The organism is Streptomyces sp. NPDC006174, assembly GCF_040614075.1.
Lineage (GTDB): Bacteria > Actinomycetota > Actinomycetes > Streptomycetales > Streptomycetaceae > Streptomyces.
Genome location: NZ_JBEXTJ010000002.1, coordinates 487,211 through 503,785 on the forward strand (window position 1 = coordinate 487,211; position 16,575 = coordinate 503,785).

General features: G+C 65.9%; 18 protein-coding genes. 14 read left to right on the forward strand and 4 right to left on the reverse strand.

Translation table 11 applies throughout. From position 1 onward, the window contains the following. Positions 1-47: 47 nt before the first annotated feature. Positions 48-1,859, reverse strand: coding sequence for a prolyl oligopeptidase family serine peptidase (locus ABZ267_RS06665; RefSeq protein ID WP_356755661.1), 1,812 nt, complete (start codon positions 1,857-1,859; stop codon positions 48-50). A gap of 180 nt (positions 1,860-2,039) precedes the next feature. Between ABZ267_RS06665 and ABZ267_RS06670 the strand changes: the two genes are divergently transcribed. Continuing rightward, entirely contained in the window at positions 2,040-2,882 is an 843-nt protein-coding gene (locus ABZ267_RS06670; RefSeq protein WP_356755635.1) for a class I SAM-dependent methyltransferase, read from the forward strand. A 59-nt stretch (positions 2,883-2,941) separates the two neighbouring features. Beyond that, positions 2,942-3,352, forward strand: a complete 411-nt coding sequence (locus ABZ267_RS06675; protein WP_356755634.1) for a nuclear transport factor 2 family protein — start codon at positions 2,942-2,944, stop codon at positions 3,350-3,352. 78 nt (positions 3,353-3,430) lie between these two features. On the opposite strand, the gene ABZ267_RS06680 is transcribed toward ABZ267_RS06675, so the two are convergent. The 3 genes from ABZ267_RS06680 to ABZ267_RS06690 all read right to left on the reverse strand — a co-directional run bounded on the left by ABZ267_RS06680 (position 3,431) and on the right by ABZ267_RS06690 (position 7,609). Beyond that, on the reverse strand, positions 3,431-4,237 hold the full coding sequence (locus ABZ267_RS06680; RefSeq protein WP_356755632.1) for an SGNH/GDSL hydrolase family protein: 807 nt from the start codon (positions 4,235-4,237) through the stop codon (positions 3,431-3,433). A gap of 1,072 nt (positions 4,238-5,309) precedes the next feature. Beyond that, positions 5,310-6,479, reverse strand: coding sequence for a hypothetical protein (locus ABZ267_RS06685; protein WP_356755630.1), 1,170 nt, complete (start codon positions 6,477-6,479; stop codon positions 5,310-5,312). Positions 6,480-7,129: 650 nt separating this feature from the next. Then, a complete protein-coding gene (locus ABZ267_RS06690; RefSeq protein ID WP_356755628.1) occupies positions 7,130-7,609 on the reverse strand; it encodes a hypothetical protein in 480 nt (159 codons plus the stop codon). Between the two features lie 362 nt (positions 7,610-7,971). Here ABZ267_RS06690 and ABZ267_RS06695 point away from each other — a divergent pair, with 362 nt between their 5' ends. From ABZ267_RS06695 to ABZ267_RS06750, 12 genes are all read left to right on the forward strand, one after another. Beyond that, positions 7,972-8,997 (forward strand): hypothetical protein, encoded by a 1,026-nt coding sequence (locus ABZ267_RS06695; RefSeq protein WP_356755627.1) that lies wholly within the window; start codon positions 7,972-7,974, stop codon positions 8,995-8,997. Positions 8,998-9,013: 16 nt separating this feature from the next. After that, positions 9,014-9,580 carry a hypothetical protein gene (locus tag ABZ267_RS06700; RefSeq protein ID WP_356755625.1) on the forward strand — a complete coding sequence of 189 codons (567 nt, stop codon included), beginning with the start codon at positions 9,014-9,016 and terminating at the stop codon, positions 9,578-9,580. A gap of 425 nt (positions 9,581-10,005) precedes the next feature. After that, positions 10,006-10,854: a helix-turn-helix transcriptional regulator gene (locus ABZ267_RS06705; RefSeq protein WP_356364001.1), complete on the forward strand. Its 849-nt coding sequence runs from the start codon at positions 10,006-10,008 to the stop codon at positions 10,852-10,854. Positions 10,855-10,949: 95 nt separating this feature from the next. Then, on the forward strand, positions 10,950-11,339 hold the full coding sequence (locus tag ABZ267_RS06710; protein ID WP_356755623.1) for an ATP-binding protein: 390 nt from the start codon (positions 10,950-10,952) through the stop codon (positions 11,337-11,339). Positions 11,340-11,502: 163 nt separating this feature from the next. Next, entirely contained in the window at positions 11,503-12,354 is an 852-nt protein-coding gene (locus ABZ267_RS06715) for a sigma-70 family RNA polymerase sigma factor (RefSeq protein WP_356755621.1), read from the forward strand. Then, positions 12,351-13,172: an integrase gene (locus tag ABZ267_RS06720; protein ID WP_356755619.1), complete on the forward strand. Its 822-nt coding sequence runs from the start codon at positions 12,351-12,353 to the stop codon at positions 13,170-13,172. The genes ABZ267_RS06715 and ABZ267_RS06720 overlap by 4 nt, the downstream gene beginning before the upstream one ends. Positions 13,173-13,346: 174 nt before the next feature. Continuing rightward, positions 13,347-13,694 (forward strand): hypothetical protein, encoded by a 348-nt coding sequence (locus tag ABZ267_RS06725; protein WP_030565063.1) that lies wholly within the window; start codon positions 13,347-13,349, stop codon positions 13,692-13,694. Between the two features lie 5 nt (positions 13,695-13,699). Beyond that, positions 13,700-15,064 (forward strand): FtsK/SpoIIIE domain-containing protein, encoded by a 1,365-nt coding sequence (locus ABZ267_RS06730; protein ID WP_356755617.1) that lies wholly within the window; start codon positions 13,700-13,702, stop codon positions 15,062-15,064. Between the two features lie 85 nt (positions 15,065-15,149). Then, the gene (locus ABZ267_RS06735; protein WP_356755615.1) at positions 15,150-15,830 is read left to right on the forward strand and encodes a DUF2637 domain-containing protein; all 681 of its coding nucleotides are present in this window, start codon (positions 15,150-15,152) and stop codon (positions 15,828-15,830) included. Positions 15,831-15,846: 16 nt separating this feature from the next. Next, positions 15,847-16,026 carry a mobile element transfer protein gene (locus ABZ267_RS06740; RefSeq protein ID WP_019762649.1) on the forward strand — a complete coding sequence of 60 codons (180 nt, stop codon included), beginning with the start codon at positions 15,847-15,849 and terminating at the stop codon, positions 16,024-16,026. 15 nt (positions 16,027-16,041) lie between these two features. After that, on the forward strand, positions 16,042-16,197 hold the full coding sequence (locus ABZ267_RS06745; RefSeq protein WP_010064784.1) for a hypothetical protein: 156 nt from the start codon (positions 16,042-16,044) through the stop codon (positions 16,195-16,197). Positions 16,198-16,216: 19 nt separating this feature from the next. Continuing rightward, positions 16,217-16,486: a SpdD protein gene (locus ABZ267_RS06750; protein WP_356755613.1), complete on the forward strand. Its 270-nt coding sequence runs from the start codon at positions 16,217-16,219 to the stop codon at positions 16,484-16,486. The last annotated feature ends 89 nt before the right edge of the window (positions 16,487-16,575 follow it).

Consider the following 16,575-nt stretch of genomic DNA (forward strand, 5'->3'; position numbering starts at 1 on the left):
TTCCCCGCTCCGGCCCCCCGGAGCGGGGTCGCCCTTTTATCCACCTCTTACGCACCCAGCACGTCACCACCTCCCAGATGCTTCAGGGCGAACTCCAGCTCCAGCCGCACCTGCTTGATGCGCTCCTCCACCACGAGCGACCCGTGCCCGGCGTCGTACCGGTACACCTCGTGCACCGCGCCGCGCGCCGCCAGACGGTCAACGTAGTTCTCCACCTGACGGATGGGGCACCGCGGATCGTTGACGCCCGCCGAGATGTAGACGGGAGCGCGCACCACGTCGACGTACGTCAGCGGGGACGAGGCCTCGAACCGCTCGGGCACCTCCTCCGGCGTACCGCCCAGCAGCGTGCGGTCCATTGCCTTCAGGGCCTCCATCTCGTCGTGGTACGCCGTGACGTAGTCCGCGACCGGCACGGCCGCCAGGCCCAGCGCCCAGGCGTCGGGCTGAGTGCCGAGGCCGAGGAGGGTGAGGTAGCCGCCCCAGGACCCGCCGGCCAGCACGAGGCGCTGCGGGTCCGCCAGCCCGGACTCCACCGACCACTTCCGTACGGCCGCGATGTCCTCCAGCTCGATCAGGCCGACCCGGTGCTTGAGCGCGTCCGTCCAGGCGCGCCCGTATCCGGTCGAGCCGCGGTAGTTGACCCGTACGACGGCGAAGCCGTGGTCCACCCAGGCGGCGGGCCCGGAGGCGAAGGCATCGCTGTCGTGCCAGGTCGGCCCACCGTGGATCTCGAAGACGGTCGGGAACGGGCCGTCCCCGGTGGCGGGCTTCTGCACGAGAGCGTGGATCCGGCCGCCCGGCCCCTCCACCCACGCGTCCTCGACGGCCACCGAGGCCGGCGCCTTGGCACCGGGCGGGTCCAGGACCACCGCACCGCTCGTCGACCGCACCACCGGCGGCTGCGCGGCCGAGGACCAGAGGTACTCCACCGTCCCGTCCGGCCGGGCCGTGGCACCCGACACCGTCCCGGCCGGCGTCTCCACGCGCACCGGCGCCGCCGCCCCCGGCTCGTACCGCCACAGCTCGCTGCGGGCCTCGAAGCTGTGCTCGATGAGCAGGGCGGAGCCGTCCGGATACCACTCGGCACCCACATCACCGGGCAGGTCCACGGGGAGCGCGGTCTCCGTGCCCGCGACCGGGTCCCAGATCATCGGCTCCCAGCGGCCCCGGCGCTGGTGTCCCACGAGCAGCCGGGTGTCACCGGCCACTGGCGCGAAGCCCAGCACGGCGAGCCCGAGCTCCTTGGTGCCGCCCTCGGTGTCGTCCAGCTCGGCCACCGTGGAGCCGTCGGGCCGCACCACGCGCAGGGCGGAGTGCATGGCGTCGCCGTGCTCGGTGTGCTCGAGCGCGATGAGCGTCCCGTCGTACGAGAGGTCCCCGACTCCGGCGGACTCCCGGTGCCGATAGATCTCGTGGATCTCGGCGGCCGTGCTCCCGCTCCCGCCGCCCGGCTTGCGCACCAGGTGGACGGTGGTCCCGTCCTCATCGGTTGACCGGCCGATCACCGAGGTCCCGTCGCGCCCGATGGCGAGGCCCGCCGGATACGAGGGCGCGAGGCCCGGGGCGGCGGGCTCGTCCTCCCCGCCGCCGAAGGGCTGGCGCATCCACACACCGAACTCGTCGCCGTCGGTGTCGCTGAACCACCAGATGTCCTCACCGTCCGGCGTCAGCACGCCGTCGGTGGTCCCGTTGGGCCGGTCGGTCACCTGGCGCTGCCGCCCGCTCGCCCGGTCCCATGCGTACAGCTCGTAGGTCCCGGTGGCGTTGGAGACGAAGAGCGAGCGGTCGGGCGCGTCCTCGGCCCAGTCGGGCAGGGACACCCGGGGCGCGCGGAACCGCTGTTCCCACTCCGGCATGGTCGAGATGTTCTCCGATTCGCTCATGCCTCCATCCAACCCGATCACCGACTCAGCCGGAGAAGCCTGTCCACAACCACACTCTGATCATCGGACCGACCTATCCGATGATCGGACTGACCCCGTCCGCCTGTGGATAACGGCTCGCGCCCCTCCCACCCGGTGGGTAACTTTTCGGATATGTACTCCCCGACTCCGGACGACTGGCAGGACGCCAACCGCGCACGCTGGGACGAGCGTGTGCCGATACACGTCGCGAGCGACTTCTACGACCTGGAGGCGTTCCGCGCGGGCAAGAACGTGCTGCGCCCGTTCGAGCTCGTGGAGGTCGGCGACGTGACGGGAAAGACCCTGCTCCACCTTCAGTGCCACATCGGCCTGGACACCCTGTCCTGGGCGCGGCACGGAGCCGCGCAGGTGGTGGGCCTGGACTTCTCCGAGCCCGCCGTGGAGACCGCCCGGGGCTTGGCGGAGTCGCTGGGTTTGGGGCCGGACCGCGCGGCGTTCGTGACGGCCGACGTGTACGACGCCCCGACGGCCGTCCCCGATTCCTCGTACGACATCGTCTACACGGGCACCGGTGCGCTGAACTGGCTGCCCGACATGGAGCGCTGGGCCGAGACCGCGGCCTCGCTGGTCGCGCCCGGCGGCTTCCTCTACCTGGCGGAGTTCCACCCGCTCACGGACACGCTGGACGACGGAACCGGCTCGGTCGTCACCCACGACTACTTCAGCCGCGAGGCCTGGGTGGACGAGACGCCGGGGACGTACGCCGACTTCGCCGCGCCGACCGTGCACAACCGCAGCGTCGAGTGGCAGCACCCGCTGAGCGAGGTGGTGACGGCGCTGGCGGCGGCCGGCCTGCGGATCGAGTTCCTCCACGAGCACGACGCCACGCTCTTCCCTCGCTTCGGCACGCTGGAGCGCGGCACGGACGGCCACTACCGCTTCCCGGCGGACCGCCCGAGGATCCCGCTGATGTACTCGCTGAAGGCGACGCGCCCCAATCCGCAAGGGACATGACCACAGGTCAGCAACGGCTCACCGGCCGATTGTCAGTGCCGCACGACACACTCACTCCCATGACGCACGAGACAAGCGGGAACATCACCACGGTCGGGCTGCGCACGGCGGTGGAGACGTACTGGGCGACGGCCGACGCCCGCGACTGGGACGCCTTCGCGGCGACTCTGGCGGACGACGTGGTGTACGAGCTGCCGCAGACCAGGGAGCGTATCCGCGGCAAGGAGCAGTACGTCCGGTTCAACCAGGAGTACCCGGGCGACTGGCACATCCGGATCGAGCGGATCGTCGCGGACGCGGAGGGCCGGCAGGCGGCCGCACGGACCGAGGTCACGGTCGGCCCGGAGGAGACGCACGCGATCCACTTCTTCACCTTCGACGACCGGGGCCTGATCACCGGCGTGACGGACTTCTGGCCGGAGTCGTACGAACCCCCGGCGGGCCGCGAGCACTTGGTGGAGAGGTACTGAACCGGCGGGGCCGGGAAACGCACGGAGGCGGCCCGCCCGACACGCGGTGAACCGCCTCCGTACAGATACCGCTCTCGGCTACACCGCAGACCGGAAGGCAGGCAGATAGCCGCCCGACTGCCCGGCGACGGTGGGGTGGTACGAGTTTTGAACGGGCACGGTCACGCTGTGGAGCCAGGGGTCACCCGAGCACAGCTCATGCCCGGTGAACTCGTCGACGACGCTGGAGAAGGCGAACCCGGCATCGGCGGCCCGCTTGGCAAGGACCCCGTTCAGCACGTCCGACGCGTCGTTGATCGCGGCCCGCTCGGCCTCGGTGAGCCCCGCGATGCAGCCGCCCGAGAGCTGGTAGAAGCGCGGATACCCGAGAACGACGACCTGGGCGGCGGGTGCTCCGGCACGGATACCGGCGTACAGCGAGTCGAGGCTCCCGGGCAGGGAGCTGTTCATCTTGGCGACTGCGGCGTCGACACTGCTGATGCAGGTGGCCTCGCTCCCGAGCACGCAGTCCTGCATGACATCGGCGAACCCGACGTCGTTGCCTCCGGCCGTAACGCTGACCAGCGAGGTGGCCGCTTCGAGCACACTCAGCTGACCACTGGCGACGGAAGAGGTGGTGGCACCGGAACAGGCGACGAAGGCGAACGACGTGGGGGAGTTCGCCGCCGCCCACAGCTGCGGATAGGCGTTGGTGCTGCGTCGGCAGTCGCCGCTGTCGGGGAGATAGTCCCCGGCGCCCACACCGGAGGAGTAGGAGTCACCGAGCGCGACATAACCGCCGGCAGCGACCGAGTCCGCCGCGACGGCGCTCCCGGCAACACCGAGAGTGGCCACGGCGGCGAGAGCGAGAGTGGAGAGGGATGCCCAGAACCTACGTACGGACATGGTTGCCGACCTTCGAAGTGTGGGGGGTGGGTGGGGGGTTGAAGGAGCGATGCAGTGTCTAGCAGCTCCCGGTACCCACCGGTAATGCCCACGCAAGAAGTCGTCTGATATGCCGGATGATCTCTCGGAGTCCCATGCTCCGCGCGTAGCTAAATGCTCAACCCCGTGTCGAATCCGCCGAGTTCAAGGAAATGTTGTGTGCCTGAACGCCTCACACCCAGCTGCGGTCAGGCCCTGTAATAAGCGGCAGAGGCGCCGCCAAGGCCGACACCGTTTTCAGCCGTACGGCCCAACACGGCAGCCACCCCTCCCCGGTCCGCCGACGTGCCGTGGCGGGCACATCGCGGACCTCCACCGCGTCGCCGACACCACGGACACCCTGCGGCAGGCGAGCGAGTTCCCCGGCCATCCAGCTGATCGTTTCCGCACACAGGCGTGAGCGTGCGCCCGTACTGCTTTCTGCTCCCAGAAACCACTCAGGGGCCTGATCCACTGAGTGGATCAGGCCCCTGACCTGGTGTTTCAGCAGTCGGGGTGGCGGGATTTGAACCCACGACCTCTTCGTCCCGAAGCAACTGTAGTGGCCGCCCGACCTTGGACCGGTGCCGGTGTCACCTGCACTGATGGTCCGCGACCGTCCGCGCATGTCCACGGCTGTTCGTGGGCGTTGTCACGCAGTTAGACACTCATCTTGTGCCTCTGCTCACCAAGTGCGCCCAATGTGACGGGAGACCCGCAGCGTTCGCACGGGCGATACCACGCTCCCTGGGCGTCACCCAGCAGCATCCAACTGGCTTCGTCTAGGTGCCGTCCGTCGCCGACCATGAGGCCGCAGTGCTCGTTCCCGTGGAAAACCTCGCGGTTCCCAGCAGCGCTGGAGCGCACCAACACCGCCGGTTCCCCGGAGCGGTCGACACCTTCGTCTGCGTAGCAAGCCTGCATGTACTCCGTAGCGTCGCGTTGGCCAGATGCACTGGTATAGGGCAGCTCTCGTCCTCGCATACTGAACCTCCATCTAGGCCATAGCGCCATCACTTTGTCCTGCATGTCTATCGCAAAGCGGCATCTCAGATCACTCTTTAGACTTCAACTCTTTCTTAAACTCGACCTCTTGATCGATCATCCAGGAGAAGACGTTCAAGAAGTTCGGCTTCTTGAAATCTCCCCCAGAATTCGAGGCTCGCGTTTGCAGGATGGCAGAAATGAAACCGCGAATCTGAATGAGGAATCCCATTGGATGGTCACCCGAAACGCCAATCGGCATATCCACGACTAGCTCCTTGATCAGCCTATACATCACCTCGTATCGAGTCAGGAAATCAGGGTGAGACTCTCCCCCTGAAAGCCAAGTGTCATTAGCGTGAGAAAGCGCTACCAAGCCAAGCGTGGACCCACCGACAGCGCGATAAATGCGACTGCGACTAACATTGCCGGACAGTACCCCGGACAAGAGAAGGAATGACCCAACGTCGGCCTCAAGTTCCTCCACCTGGTCCTCATTGAGTGCGGAAGTGAAATCACTCCACCCAATACGATCCAACCAATCAGTCACAGCACCTCTCGCTGCTTGTGCGTGCCGAAAGGCTGAATCCGTGTGCCCAAGCATATGGTGGCAATACTCATGTCCAATTACGAACTCCTCAATGGCCAGTACCAAGTTATGATGCTCACCCTGAGTCCTTTGTTTCGGCAGTTCAATTTGTAGGGGATGTGTGGCTTTTACATGACGGGTGGCAGCCCATGTCTGCACCTCTCGATCGGTGACTTCGATCGGCTCAAAAGCGGCACGTTCAAGTTCCTCGACGATCATTTCAGTCACGGCGGTATCCTCATAACTCCAGTCAACCTCCTTGCCCGCCGCCCTAATTGCGTCATAAAAATGACTGAAAAGTGTACTATAGATCATGGCTGCGAGGGTAAATCCATAGTTCAGCTCAATAATCCCTGCCCTTCGAAAAGAGGAGGCCTCTGCGTTGACATCTCCTTTAAAGGAACGCGCAACGAAAATGTTGCGCATCGTGGCCATCCACTCTACCGGCGCGCTTTCAAGGAGATTCTTGGTTGCAATGTCAAGCTCGGGACAGTTGGAGCGATCCGGCTTCCAAGCTAAGAACTCGGAATATTCATCACCCTCGACGAGATTCTGGTGACCAGATTGCTCAAATAGAGTTTTCCAGAAATTCTCCTCAGGATTTCCGCAATCCACAAAGAACTGTTTCCGGGATTTATCAAGTTTCCACATTTCCCCTCCAGTGTTTAATCTGAGATTAACCGAACACGCCCGAAACCTAGCCCGCAATCCTCCAGGCATTAGCAGGCGTCCCGGGCTTCAAGTTGTACCTTGGCGCTCCCGGGCCTGGAGGTGACTTCCAGAAAGTCCCTGCGCCACTGTACGAACGACCACGACGCCCTGGGTCGTGACCGCTCGGCTCTGCCCTGGGTCGAGTGTGGTCGGGATGGAGGCCCCACAACGCTCACCTCGCTCCGGCCGGCACTCGCGAACGGTGCGACACCGAGCAGCAGAAAGATGTGGCCGACCGCAGCGACGCTCACGTGCGCGCCGCACCCTTCGGGCACAGAAGGAGCAGGCCAAGCAGCGATCGGGCACAGAACGGGCACGGGATGCCTAGACGGGTCCAGACAACAAACAAGGCCCGGGTCGATGACTTGGGCCTTAGCCGTGGAGCGGGTGACGAGGATCGAACTCGCGCTCTGAGCTTGGGAATCGCAGGCAACAGCGGGCCGGTACGCCAACTGACCAGCAGCTATGTACTTGCTGGGTCGCAAGGGACACTGTTTCGGCAGCCGTCGTGACCGCGGTTCGCCGTACCAATTGGTGCGCGTCTGGTGCGACCCGTCTGCGGCTACGGGCGACCGCTCCCGTCCTGAGTGTCACCGTGCCGTGATCGACTTGGCCGCCCCAAGGTCAAGGCGCATGACGGTGCGGAGTTCGCCTACGGCAGCATCGAACCTCTCCTCCAACTCCACATAGGCCGCGTCGTCGACCGAGGCACCTGCCACGAGTAAGTCTCGGGTGTCCCTCAGGACCACGAACGCTGATCGTGAGGCTTCCACGATCTCCGGTGGTGCGACGATGGCCAACTGGTGACGGATCTCGTACGCACCAGGTGTCAGGAACACGTCACGGACCTTTTGCGGCCGCTCGGCGGCTGGGATGTCCTCCTGCGCGCACTCATTGAGCGCTGTGCGGATCTGTGAGAGCGCAGCGGTGTAGTCGGCGTACATCTGCCTTCGCGCATCGAGGTCCTGGCCGGCGCGGTCCCTGCGCCATCTAACTCGATCAGCGAGCAAGGTGGAGCCAACCCCGATTGCCGCACCAAGTGCCGTACTGGCCAGCGATATCCACTCCATGACAGGAGAGGCTAGAGCCTTCGCCCGTTCGGTGCATGGCAGCTGCCATTCATGGCTCAAGGCGTGCAAGTAAGGAGCTCGGAAGTCGCAGGCCAAGCCGAGGGGATACGAGCTTGATCTGCAGAGACGTGGGGTCGTAGCTGCGTGATGGCACGTCTCCCGGCCGTGATTCCCCTCGTTCACACATCGACCTTGAGCGCCTTTGGCGCGGGAGTTGATCATCACTCACCTGAAAATAGTTCACTAGTTCGATTCAAGTGTCGAGCTGGCTGTGGGCCACTTTCGGATGTTGCGAGGGGTGCAGAAGTCGCTGCTTTCCTGTATAAGCTCGTAGGTAAACCATCTCGGCCAGGGGGGCGGACATGACTAGCTACGGTTACAGGCTCTTCACTCTTTGCGTTTTTCGGGGTAGTAAGCGCACTCCGATTAATTTCAAGGATTGCGAGGGGGAGCATTACAAGGAAACTGTGGCGCGGCTGCTGAAGTCCTTGGAAGTCCCTGTTGTGGGAGATCCTCCTTCCAGCCTCGAGGAGGCAGCTGCTAGTGCGCCGGATGATTTCCGGGGTAAGCCTGCTCTCCGCGTCGAGGGTGTGGAGTTGGTTGATAATACGGTGCGAGCTACCGTGTGGGTTGGCAAAATCGGGAGCCATGCAAAAGCAATGAGCCATGACGTTTCCGTGGCAGACTTTGATATTTCTGATAAGGCTGCGATTAATGGGTTCCGAGTGGTCTTTGCGTTTCCCGAGGATGGCGCTAGAGGTATTCTTGCTGTTGAATCAATCAGTCGATCCTGCCCCGTAGCACCGCTAGTTAAATGGCTGCGGTACCGGTCGCTGGAGGAAGATCATAAAAAGAATCAGGGCACAGGGGCGGTTGCCCTCGGCTGGCGCTCAAAGGTCGAGGGTCTGACTGATGAGGCCCGGCTTGCTGAAATGATCGAAGCTGGGCTTGCTCAAGGTCTGGTTCTGGTAAAGCAATCCATTACTCCAGGGCGCACGCGGGCGGAAAAGGAATTCGAGATCCGCGCACCATTGGTCAATGACGGAAAGGTGAAGCAGGTGGCCGCTCTAGTCAGGGGGTGGGCTGCCCAGGCCAAGGACGGCGACGGGTCGCATGCGGCCACTACCAACGCTCAGGCAGCTCGGCAACTGGCGGCCATCGTCAGCTCGGAGATCAAGGATCTTGACCTCAACGATGGGTGGGTGGAGCTTGCCGATCCAGACGACCAGGTCAGGCGTATCAACCCAAGCACCATGACTGATGTGTTCACCTACAAGCTGTCCGAGGACCAGCCCGTTGACACACCCAAGTTCTATGCTGAGGTGCGGGGAACGGCAGTGGGGCTCCAGGCGGCAGCGAAGATCGCCATTGAGTGGCCCCTCCAGTAGCGATTAGGGGGAATCGGTGCTTGATCGATTTAACGTCGCTCCTATTTTTAGAGGTCATTGGAAGGGCTTGACGAACGGGCAATATCTTTCATATCGGCCGGACGTTTTGGCGCGTTTGATCATGCTACTGCCGATAGCCTTGTTCGTCTTCCTGCTCATCCGTGGAGCAACTCTTTCGGCGCCGAGCGCTCTTCTGACGGGGGCGGCGCTACTGGCAGGCGGAATGCTGAGTGCTTTTACGCATCTTTCTACGCTGAGACTTAAAATCACCGAATGGGACGGCGAGTCCGGTGAAAGTCGATTTGGCGCAGAGAGGGAAATGTTGGATGAAACCGCCGCTCATCTCTTGGCGGGTTCTTTGGCGTGCATCCTGGATGCTGCATCCCTGGTTGTCGGGATGAATTTGGGGCTTGATTCAAAGGGGCGGCTTGTGGGTTTTTGGGCTGCAGTGTCGTCCGGCATTAGTTTTTACGTTCTGTTGATCTTCATTCTCATTCTGCCGCGTCTGTATTCTGCTTACGTGGAAATAAACGGGGTAATCGGTCGCCTCAGTGGGTTCACTCAGGGCAAGGGGCGAGATTAGGTCGGCGGAGCGGGTTTGGCCGGTGTCCTGCCCGGTTTGGGGTCGAGCATGATCAGGGGGCCGTACGCTGGCCGGCAACTCGGGCAGGCTGTGATCCTGCCCGGAATTTGAACGAGTGGCCCCCTGGTCTTGCTCGACGCGGGACCCGAACCGGGGAGGTGGCTAAAGCCGTGGAGCCGACCGCCCCAGCCACAGCGGGTTTCTCCCCACCATGGTGCTCGCTCCAACCGCGCGACCGGCGTAGCCGGGGCCAGAGCGGGCCGAAGGCAGGAGCGTCAGGCCCCGGCGGCGAGCCGGGGAGCGCGCGGCGAGCGGAGCGAGCCGCCTTGAACCAGTAGAGAAAGTTTGAATCATGGCGGGCCTCTGTGGCCGCTGCTCTCGCTGGCCTGGGCGTGGTCTCCGCCCTGTGGTGTAGAACCCTGGGTATGGGGAGTGAGCGGCAGGAGCGGATGAAGGTGCTCGGTGCGCGCCTTCGGGCATTGCGTGCTGAGGCCGGCCTGTCTGGTGCAGCGCTGGCCCAGGGGGCCGGGGTAGGACAGCCCACCGTGTCCAAGGTGGAGAACGGGCGCATGGTCCCCAGCTCCGACGTACTGGAGCGCCTGGCTCGCGCTCTCCTTCTCGATGAGGCCACCTCGCGTGAGGTGCGGGACCTCTTGACTGCCGTTGAGAGTGCCTCGGACCGGGCGGCAGTGACGACTACCCCGCCTCTCGGCCTGACCGTTGATGACGCCGTGCGGTCGGCTCAGCTGGTGCGTTCGTTCCAGTGCGTGGTGCTGCCGGCCATGTTGCAGAGCGCCGAGTACGCCCGGCACGTGTTCAGCAGCGCACCGAACGCCACTGCGGAAGCTGTGGGAAGTGCTGTCGCTGCTCGGGTGGAGCGGCAGAGCGTGCTGTACGAGCCGCAGCGGGAGTCGGTGTTCGTGATCACTGAAGCCGCACTGCGGACCTGGCCGGGAACGCCGGACCTGATGCTGGCCCAGTTCGACCGGCTGTTGGCCGTTGAGAGCCTCACCACGGTCCGCCTCGGAATCGTGCCCTGGCGTCGGCCAGTTCCGTTTATGCCTCGACATGGGTTCACTCTGTGCGACCAGGAGGCCGTGGTGATCGAGACCTTCGATCGAGAGCGGGTGTCCGCCGACTCGGACGAGTTGGCTACGTACGAGGAGGAGTTCGGGCGCTTCGAGGGTGCGGCCGTCTTCGGTGGTGAAGTGAGAGAACTTCTGTTGCGTGTGATGAAGGAGTTCCAGGGTTTGGGTCCCGCCACTCACTCGTAGAGGAATAATTCCTCAAGATGCCTGGCTTGGGCTTGCGCATGGGAATACTCTGCCTTCGGGATGTCTAGTCCCCTAGACGATGACGAGGAGTGTTCATGCGTACCGAGTGGTGCCGTGTTTTCCCTGGTCTGGCCGGGGAGGTGGCCGAGGCCCGTCACTTCGTGGCTTCCCTGGTGGAAGGCCATGCCCCTGTCGATGACGCCGTTCTAGTCGTGAGCGAACTGGCGACGAACGCCGTACGGCACTCCCTCAGCGGAGCGGACGGCGGGTGGTTCCTAGTGGTCGTCGGTTTCGGGGACGATCTCGTGCGGATCGAGGTGATCGACCAGGGCGGTGAGCGCGAACCGCGCCTGTGTGACGCGACCCAGCAGGAGGAAGGTGGTCGCGGTCTCGTGCTGATCGCGGGGTGCGCCAAGGACTGGGGAGTCGTGAACTGGGTCGACCGGCGCTCCGTGTGGGCGGACCTGGCGCGGGGGAGCGCGTGATCGCGTACTTCTCCCTCGGTGCGCTGAGCGGTCGGCGGTGAGCCCTCGGGGTGTGCCTCGGAGGCGTAGCGGGTTCTACGTGGTCAGCGTTCGTACGGGACGGCGCCTCCCGCCCTTTTTGTCTAGAGGGCTAGACTCCTGGCACGGGCTAGGAGGTGAGGTCATGTCGGACGAGTTGCGGCGCATCGTGGCCATTGATGATCCGTACCTGCTCCTGCGTGAGGTCACGACGCGGTTGGCCGACGCGCAGCAGGAGGTGACCGAGCTGGCCCGTCTCCGCCGTCGAGTGGTGCAGGACCTCCACGCTCAGGGGCTGTCCTACGCGCAGATCGCCGCGAAGGCGGGACTCAGCCGCGGGCGTATCCACCAGATCCGGCATACGGGCCCCGCCCCCGAAGGCGCGTTCCTCGGCCGGGGCAGTGTCACCGTCGCAACACCGCTGCGACGGGACGACGAGCGCGGTCGTACGGTCGTCGCGGTGGACGATGTCAGCTCCGGCAAGCGGCTGGAAGAGCTGGCCCGGTCGTACGGGCTCGACGTGACCTCGGAGCACGTCCCGGTCACGGGAGCGATCGACCTCGACCGCGACGGCCTGGTCGTCGTCTGCGGCCCTCGCATGTCCCAGGAAATGTGGGACACGTACGCGCAGGACCCCGTACTCGCATGGGAGCGAGCGGAAGACGGGCCGTGGACCGTGGTCGACCGGAAGACCGGCCTCGTTCACCGCTCGGGGCAGGACAGTGCGCCGGCCCGGCCGTACGACGTCGGATATCTCGGGAGGCTGCCACGGCCGGACGGCCAAGGGACGCTCCTCGCCATCGCGGGTATCCACACGCAAGGCTCTCTGGGTGTCGTGCAGCTGCTCACCAATGACCTGAACACCCTGTGGGGGCAGGTGGGCGATCAGCCGTTCTCGACGCTCGTGGGTGTCAATTACGACCCGTACACCAGTGAGCCTATGTCGGCCGAACTGCTCTGCCCGCTGTACCGCCACGACGAGGAGACGTCGGTGTGAGAGCGGCCCTCGCCACCCTGGCGGCCGATGCCGACCACGAGAACGAAGACTTCGCCGCCGCTGCACCTGGCGCCGCAGTCTTGCTCGACGGCGCCGGGGTCGCAGGAGCAGAGACCGGCTGTTCGCACGGCGTCGCCTGGTTCTCCGCGACTCTCGGCGGCCTGCTGTTGAGCGGTGTCACCTCGCGCCCTACCCGGCCGCTGACGGACTGCCTTGGCGATGCGATCGACCGCGTCAGGCGCCTGCATGAGGGCACCTGCGACCTGGTGCACCGGGCCAGTCCGACCAGCACGGTCGTCGCCGTCCGCGTCGCTGCGGAAGTTGTCGAGTACCTGGTTCTCGGGGACTCGTCCCTCCTTCTGGCGGACAAGAGCGGAGCCGTGGCGGCAGTCAGTGACCGGCGGCTGGATGAGGTCGGTCGGCAGCTGCGTGGGCCGCTCGACTCCTTGCCTACGGGTACGCCTGAACACGCTCGCGCACTGGCTGAGTACCGTGACGCTCTCACCGGCCGTCGCAATCGGCCCGATGGCTTCTGGATTGCTGGGCCCGATCCCTCGGCTGCTGAACATGCCTTGGCCGGCACTCTTCCCCGGAGTGCCCTGGCTTCGGTGACGCTGCTCAGCGACGGCGCGACACGGCTCGTGGATCGCTTCGAACTTGCCTCCTGGCGTGAGGCGTTGGGCGTCATCGGCTCATCCGGGCCTGAGGGGCTGATTCGAAGCGTCCGGGCGGCTGAGGCCGATGACCCTGACGGGCGGCGCTGGCCTCGCGGTAAAGCGCATGATGACGCCACCGTTCTGCACTGGGTGCTGGCCTAGCTCGGGGAACCGGCGCCACGCCACTCTGAATACCCCCCTAGACAGTTGATGGCGCGTCGGTTTACTGTGAACGTCAACCCCCCTAGACAGTTCGGGCGGGTCACCCCTCGCTGTCTAGGGGGGTATGCAGTCGTCGAGCCGCTTGCGGCTCCATCAACCAGTGAGGTTCAGAAGATGCGTGTCATCCCCGTAGACGTCTCCGCCGCCACCCTCCTCGTCACCAAGTTGCCCGAGGTGAAGGTGAAGGACCGCCAGACCGGCGAAGTCGCCGTAGACCCGACGACGAACCAGCGACTCATGGTGCTGGAGCTGGTGTTCATCGCACAGGGTGGTTCGGACATGATCAAGGTGACCGTCCCGGAGCCGGGCATCGGTGAGGGCCTGGTGATGGGCGTGCCCGTCATCCTGTCCGGTCTCGTCGCGCGGCCGTGGGAGAGCGAGTTCGGGGGTCGGATGCGTCACGGCATCGCCTACCGGGCCGACGCTGTCATGGTCAACGCCGCTGCACCGGCCAGGGGTTGAGTGCCATGACCGACGCTGTATGGGCATTAACGCTCTGCCTGGCTGCCATTGCCGCGCTGCTGGTGCTGCGCCGTCGTACGCCGGTCGCCTTCTGGTGGCTCGTCGGCTTTCCCATCGTCGCTCTGCGCGTCCTGGCTACCTACCGGGCCACCATGGACGCCTGCGGGCTGACGGTTCCGGCCTCTGCCGTCCGCAGGGCCACGGCCCGTCTCGTCGGGCGGGAAGCCGCACCCGTACCCCCGCACCGCTCACTGCCACGGCCGATCGGGGCCGGCCTCGTGATGAAGCTCCGCATGGCGACCGGACAGGCGCCGGAGGACTTCTTCGCCTCTGCCGACCGCCTGCGGCACGCCTGGGCCGCGCACGCCGTCCACATCCGCCCGACCCGTCCGGGCTGGCTCGAACTGCGTCTGATCGGCTGGGACGTGCTCGCGGACGTGAGGCGTCCTCGGCGTAGGCCGGATGGCGGCGGTCTGCTGTCCCTGCCCCTGGCGCTGCGGGATGACGGCCGTTGGCACGTACGGGACTTCCGCACCGTGCCTCATGAACTCATCCTCGGCGCCACGCAGTCCGGGAAGTCCGTCTACCTCCGCAACCTGCTCTGTGGACTCGCCCGGCAGCCGGTCGTTCTCGTCGGGATCGACTGCAAGTGGGGTGTAGAGCTGGCTCCGTTCGCGCCCCGGTTGTCGGCGCTGGCCGATACACCGGACCGGGCGAACGCGCTGCTGGATGCTCTGTTGGACGAGATGGAGGCGCGGTTCCGGCTGATCGGGATGACCTCCGTCCTCGGCGCGGACGCCGTACTCACCTCGGATGTGTGGGGGCTGCCGGATAGCGATCGTCCGGTGCCGGTCGTGGTCGTGGTGGACGAGGTGGCCGAACTCTTCCTCGCGGCGAACCGTGATGACGAGAAGCGCCGGGATGCCATGGTCACCAAGCTCATCCGCATAGCGCAGCTCGGCCGTGCCGCCGGCATCTATCTGGAGGTGTGCGGTCAGCGCTTCGGCTCGGAGCTGGGCAAGGGCGCCACCATGCTCCGGGCGCAGCTCACCGGCCGGGTCTGCCACCGGGTCAACGACGAGTCGTCCGCGAACATGGCGCTGGCCGACATCTCAGCCGAAGCGGCCCTGGCTGCAACCGCCATCCCCGCTGACCTTCCCGGCGTCGCGATCGTCGGTGACGCCTCCGGCGGTTGGTCGCGCGCCCGCTCCCCGCACCTCACGTTGGACGACGCGGCAGCCGTATGCCGTGCCACCTCCGGCCTGGTACCGGAACTGCCGCGCCTCGACGCGTTCCGCCCGGCGGCCTCGACCGTCGTTGTGGAAGCTGTCCCCTCCTCGGGGCCCGTCGCCCGACCGGCGACCGACTAGCTCACCCGCTCCCCACCGTCGGCGTGACCGCCTCACGCCGTGTCCCTACCCCGCCCATGCCTCGCACCGGAAGGGAACCGCACCGATGCGCGCTCACCTCGCCCGCTTCGATCCCGTGCTCGTGCAAGCCGTCATCGCGGGAGCCCTCTCCTTCTCCCACCTGCACGACCTTGCCGAAGCCGCAGGGCAGGGCGGATGGAAGGCGTGGGCCTACCCGGTCAGCGTCGACCTGCTGCTTGTCGCGGCCTGGCGCCGGATGCGCGAACAGCAGCGCGCCGGACAACCTGCCGGGGGGCCGCGCCTCTGGTTCCTCGTCGCCCTGGCTGCTTCCCTCGGAGCCAACGTCGCCACGGCAGGACTCCTCGATCTGGAGCACGTCCCCGCCCCGCTCCGCGTGGTGGTGGCCGGCTGGCCCGCCGTCGCCTTCTTCGGCGGCACGCTCCTCGCTCACGCTCCTCGTCCAACAGCGGTTCGTACGAACCTGATCCCGGAGCCGCCTACCCCGGAACCGCCCGCTGCTGCGGTGGTGGACGACGAGTCGGGATCGTTCAGTTCGCGTCCTCAACTCCCCGGCGCTGAGGCCTCCGAGAAATCGACGTCCGCTCCCGTTCCCGTATCGCCTCTGCCGCCCGCCCTCGTGGACCGCGTCCAGTCGCTGGCGGCGGAGTACCGCGCCTCCACCGGTAGGGCGGCCGATGCCGACACCGTACGGACCCGGCTCGGCCTCCCCGCATCCATGACGCCGTCCGTGGCCGCGCACCTCTGAGAAAGGACCCCGCCCCATGACCCCGCGCTTCCGCAACGTCCGTCGCATCGGCCCCGTCCAGGTCGCCACGTTCCTCGCCCGTGGCCGCAACCGGCACCTCGCCGCCTGTACCGCGCCCCGCTGCGACTTCTCCGCCGAGTACGACAGTCGCCCCGCCGCCGAACTGGCCGCCCGTACCCACCGCTGCAAGGCCTGACAGGAGGTTGCCCCCATGCACGTACCGCTGTGGTTCGTCGTGCTCGTCGTCGCCGTCCTCGGCATCCAGCTCGCCCGCCCGCCGTGGTGGCTGGTCGTGCTGCTCCTGCTCGGCGGCTACCTCGTCGCCAACAGCTTCCTCGCCCCCGCCGTCGCCGGTCTCCTCGGCTGACCCGAAGAAGGGACCCCGTATGTTCTCGCCGAAGTACCCGACCCCGGACACCCCGCCTGCCCACGTCCCGGCTCCGTACATCCCGACCCCGCTCCAGGCGGCCCTGGCTCGACCGGCCTTGCGGCTCACTCCCGGAAGCGTCCTCACTCTGGTCGTCGGCGGCGGCGCCCTGGTCCTGGTCGTCGGCACGGTCCTGGTCTCCCTGCTGCTGACGGTCGCGGTCACCGCCGCGTCCGTCGCCGTCTGCGCTGTCGTCGTCCGCTCGATCCTCCAGAGCGACCGCCGCTGATTCCCGCTTTCTCGACGCCTTGGCCTGCCCTTGCTGTCTAGTCCCCTGGACGGCTTGGGCGGGCCTCGGCCCCCGCCAAGGAGGAACCT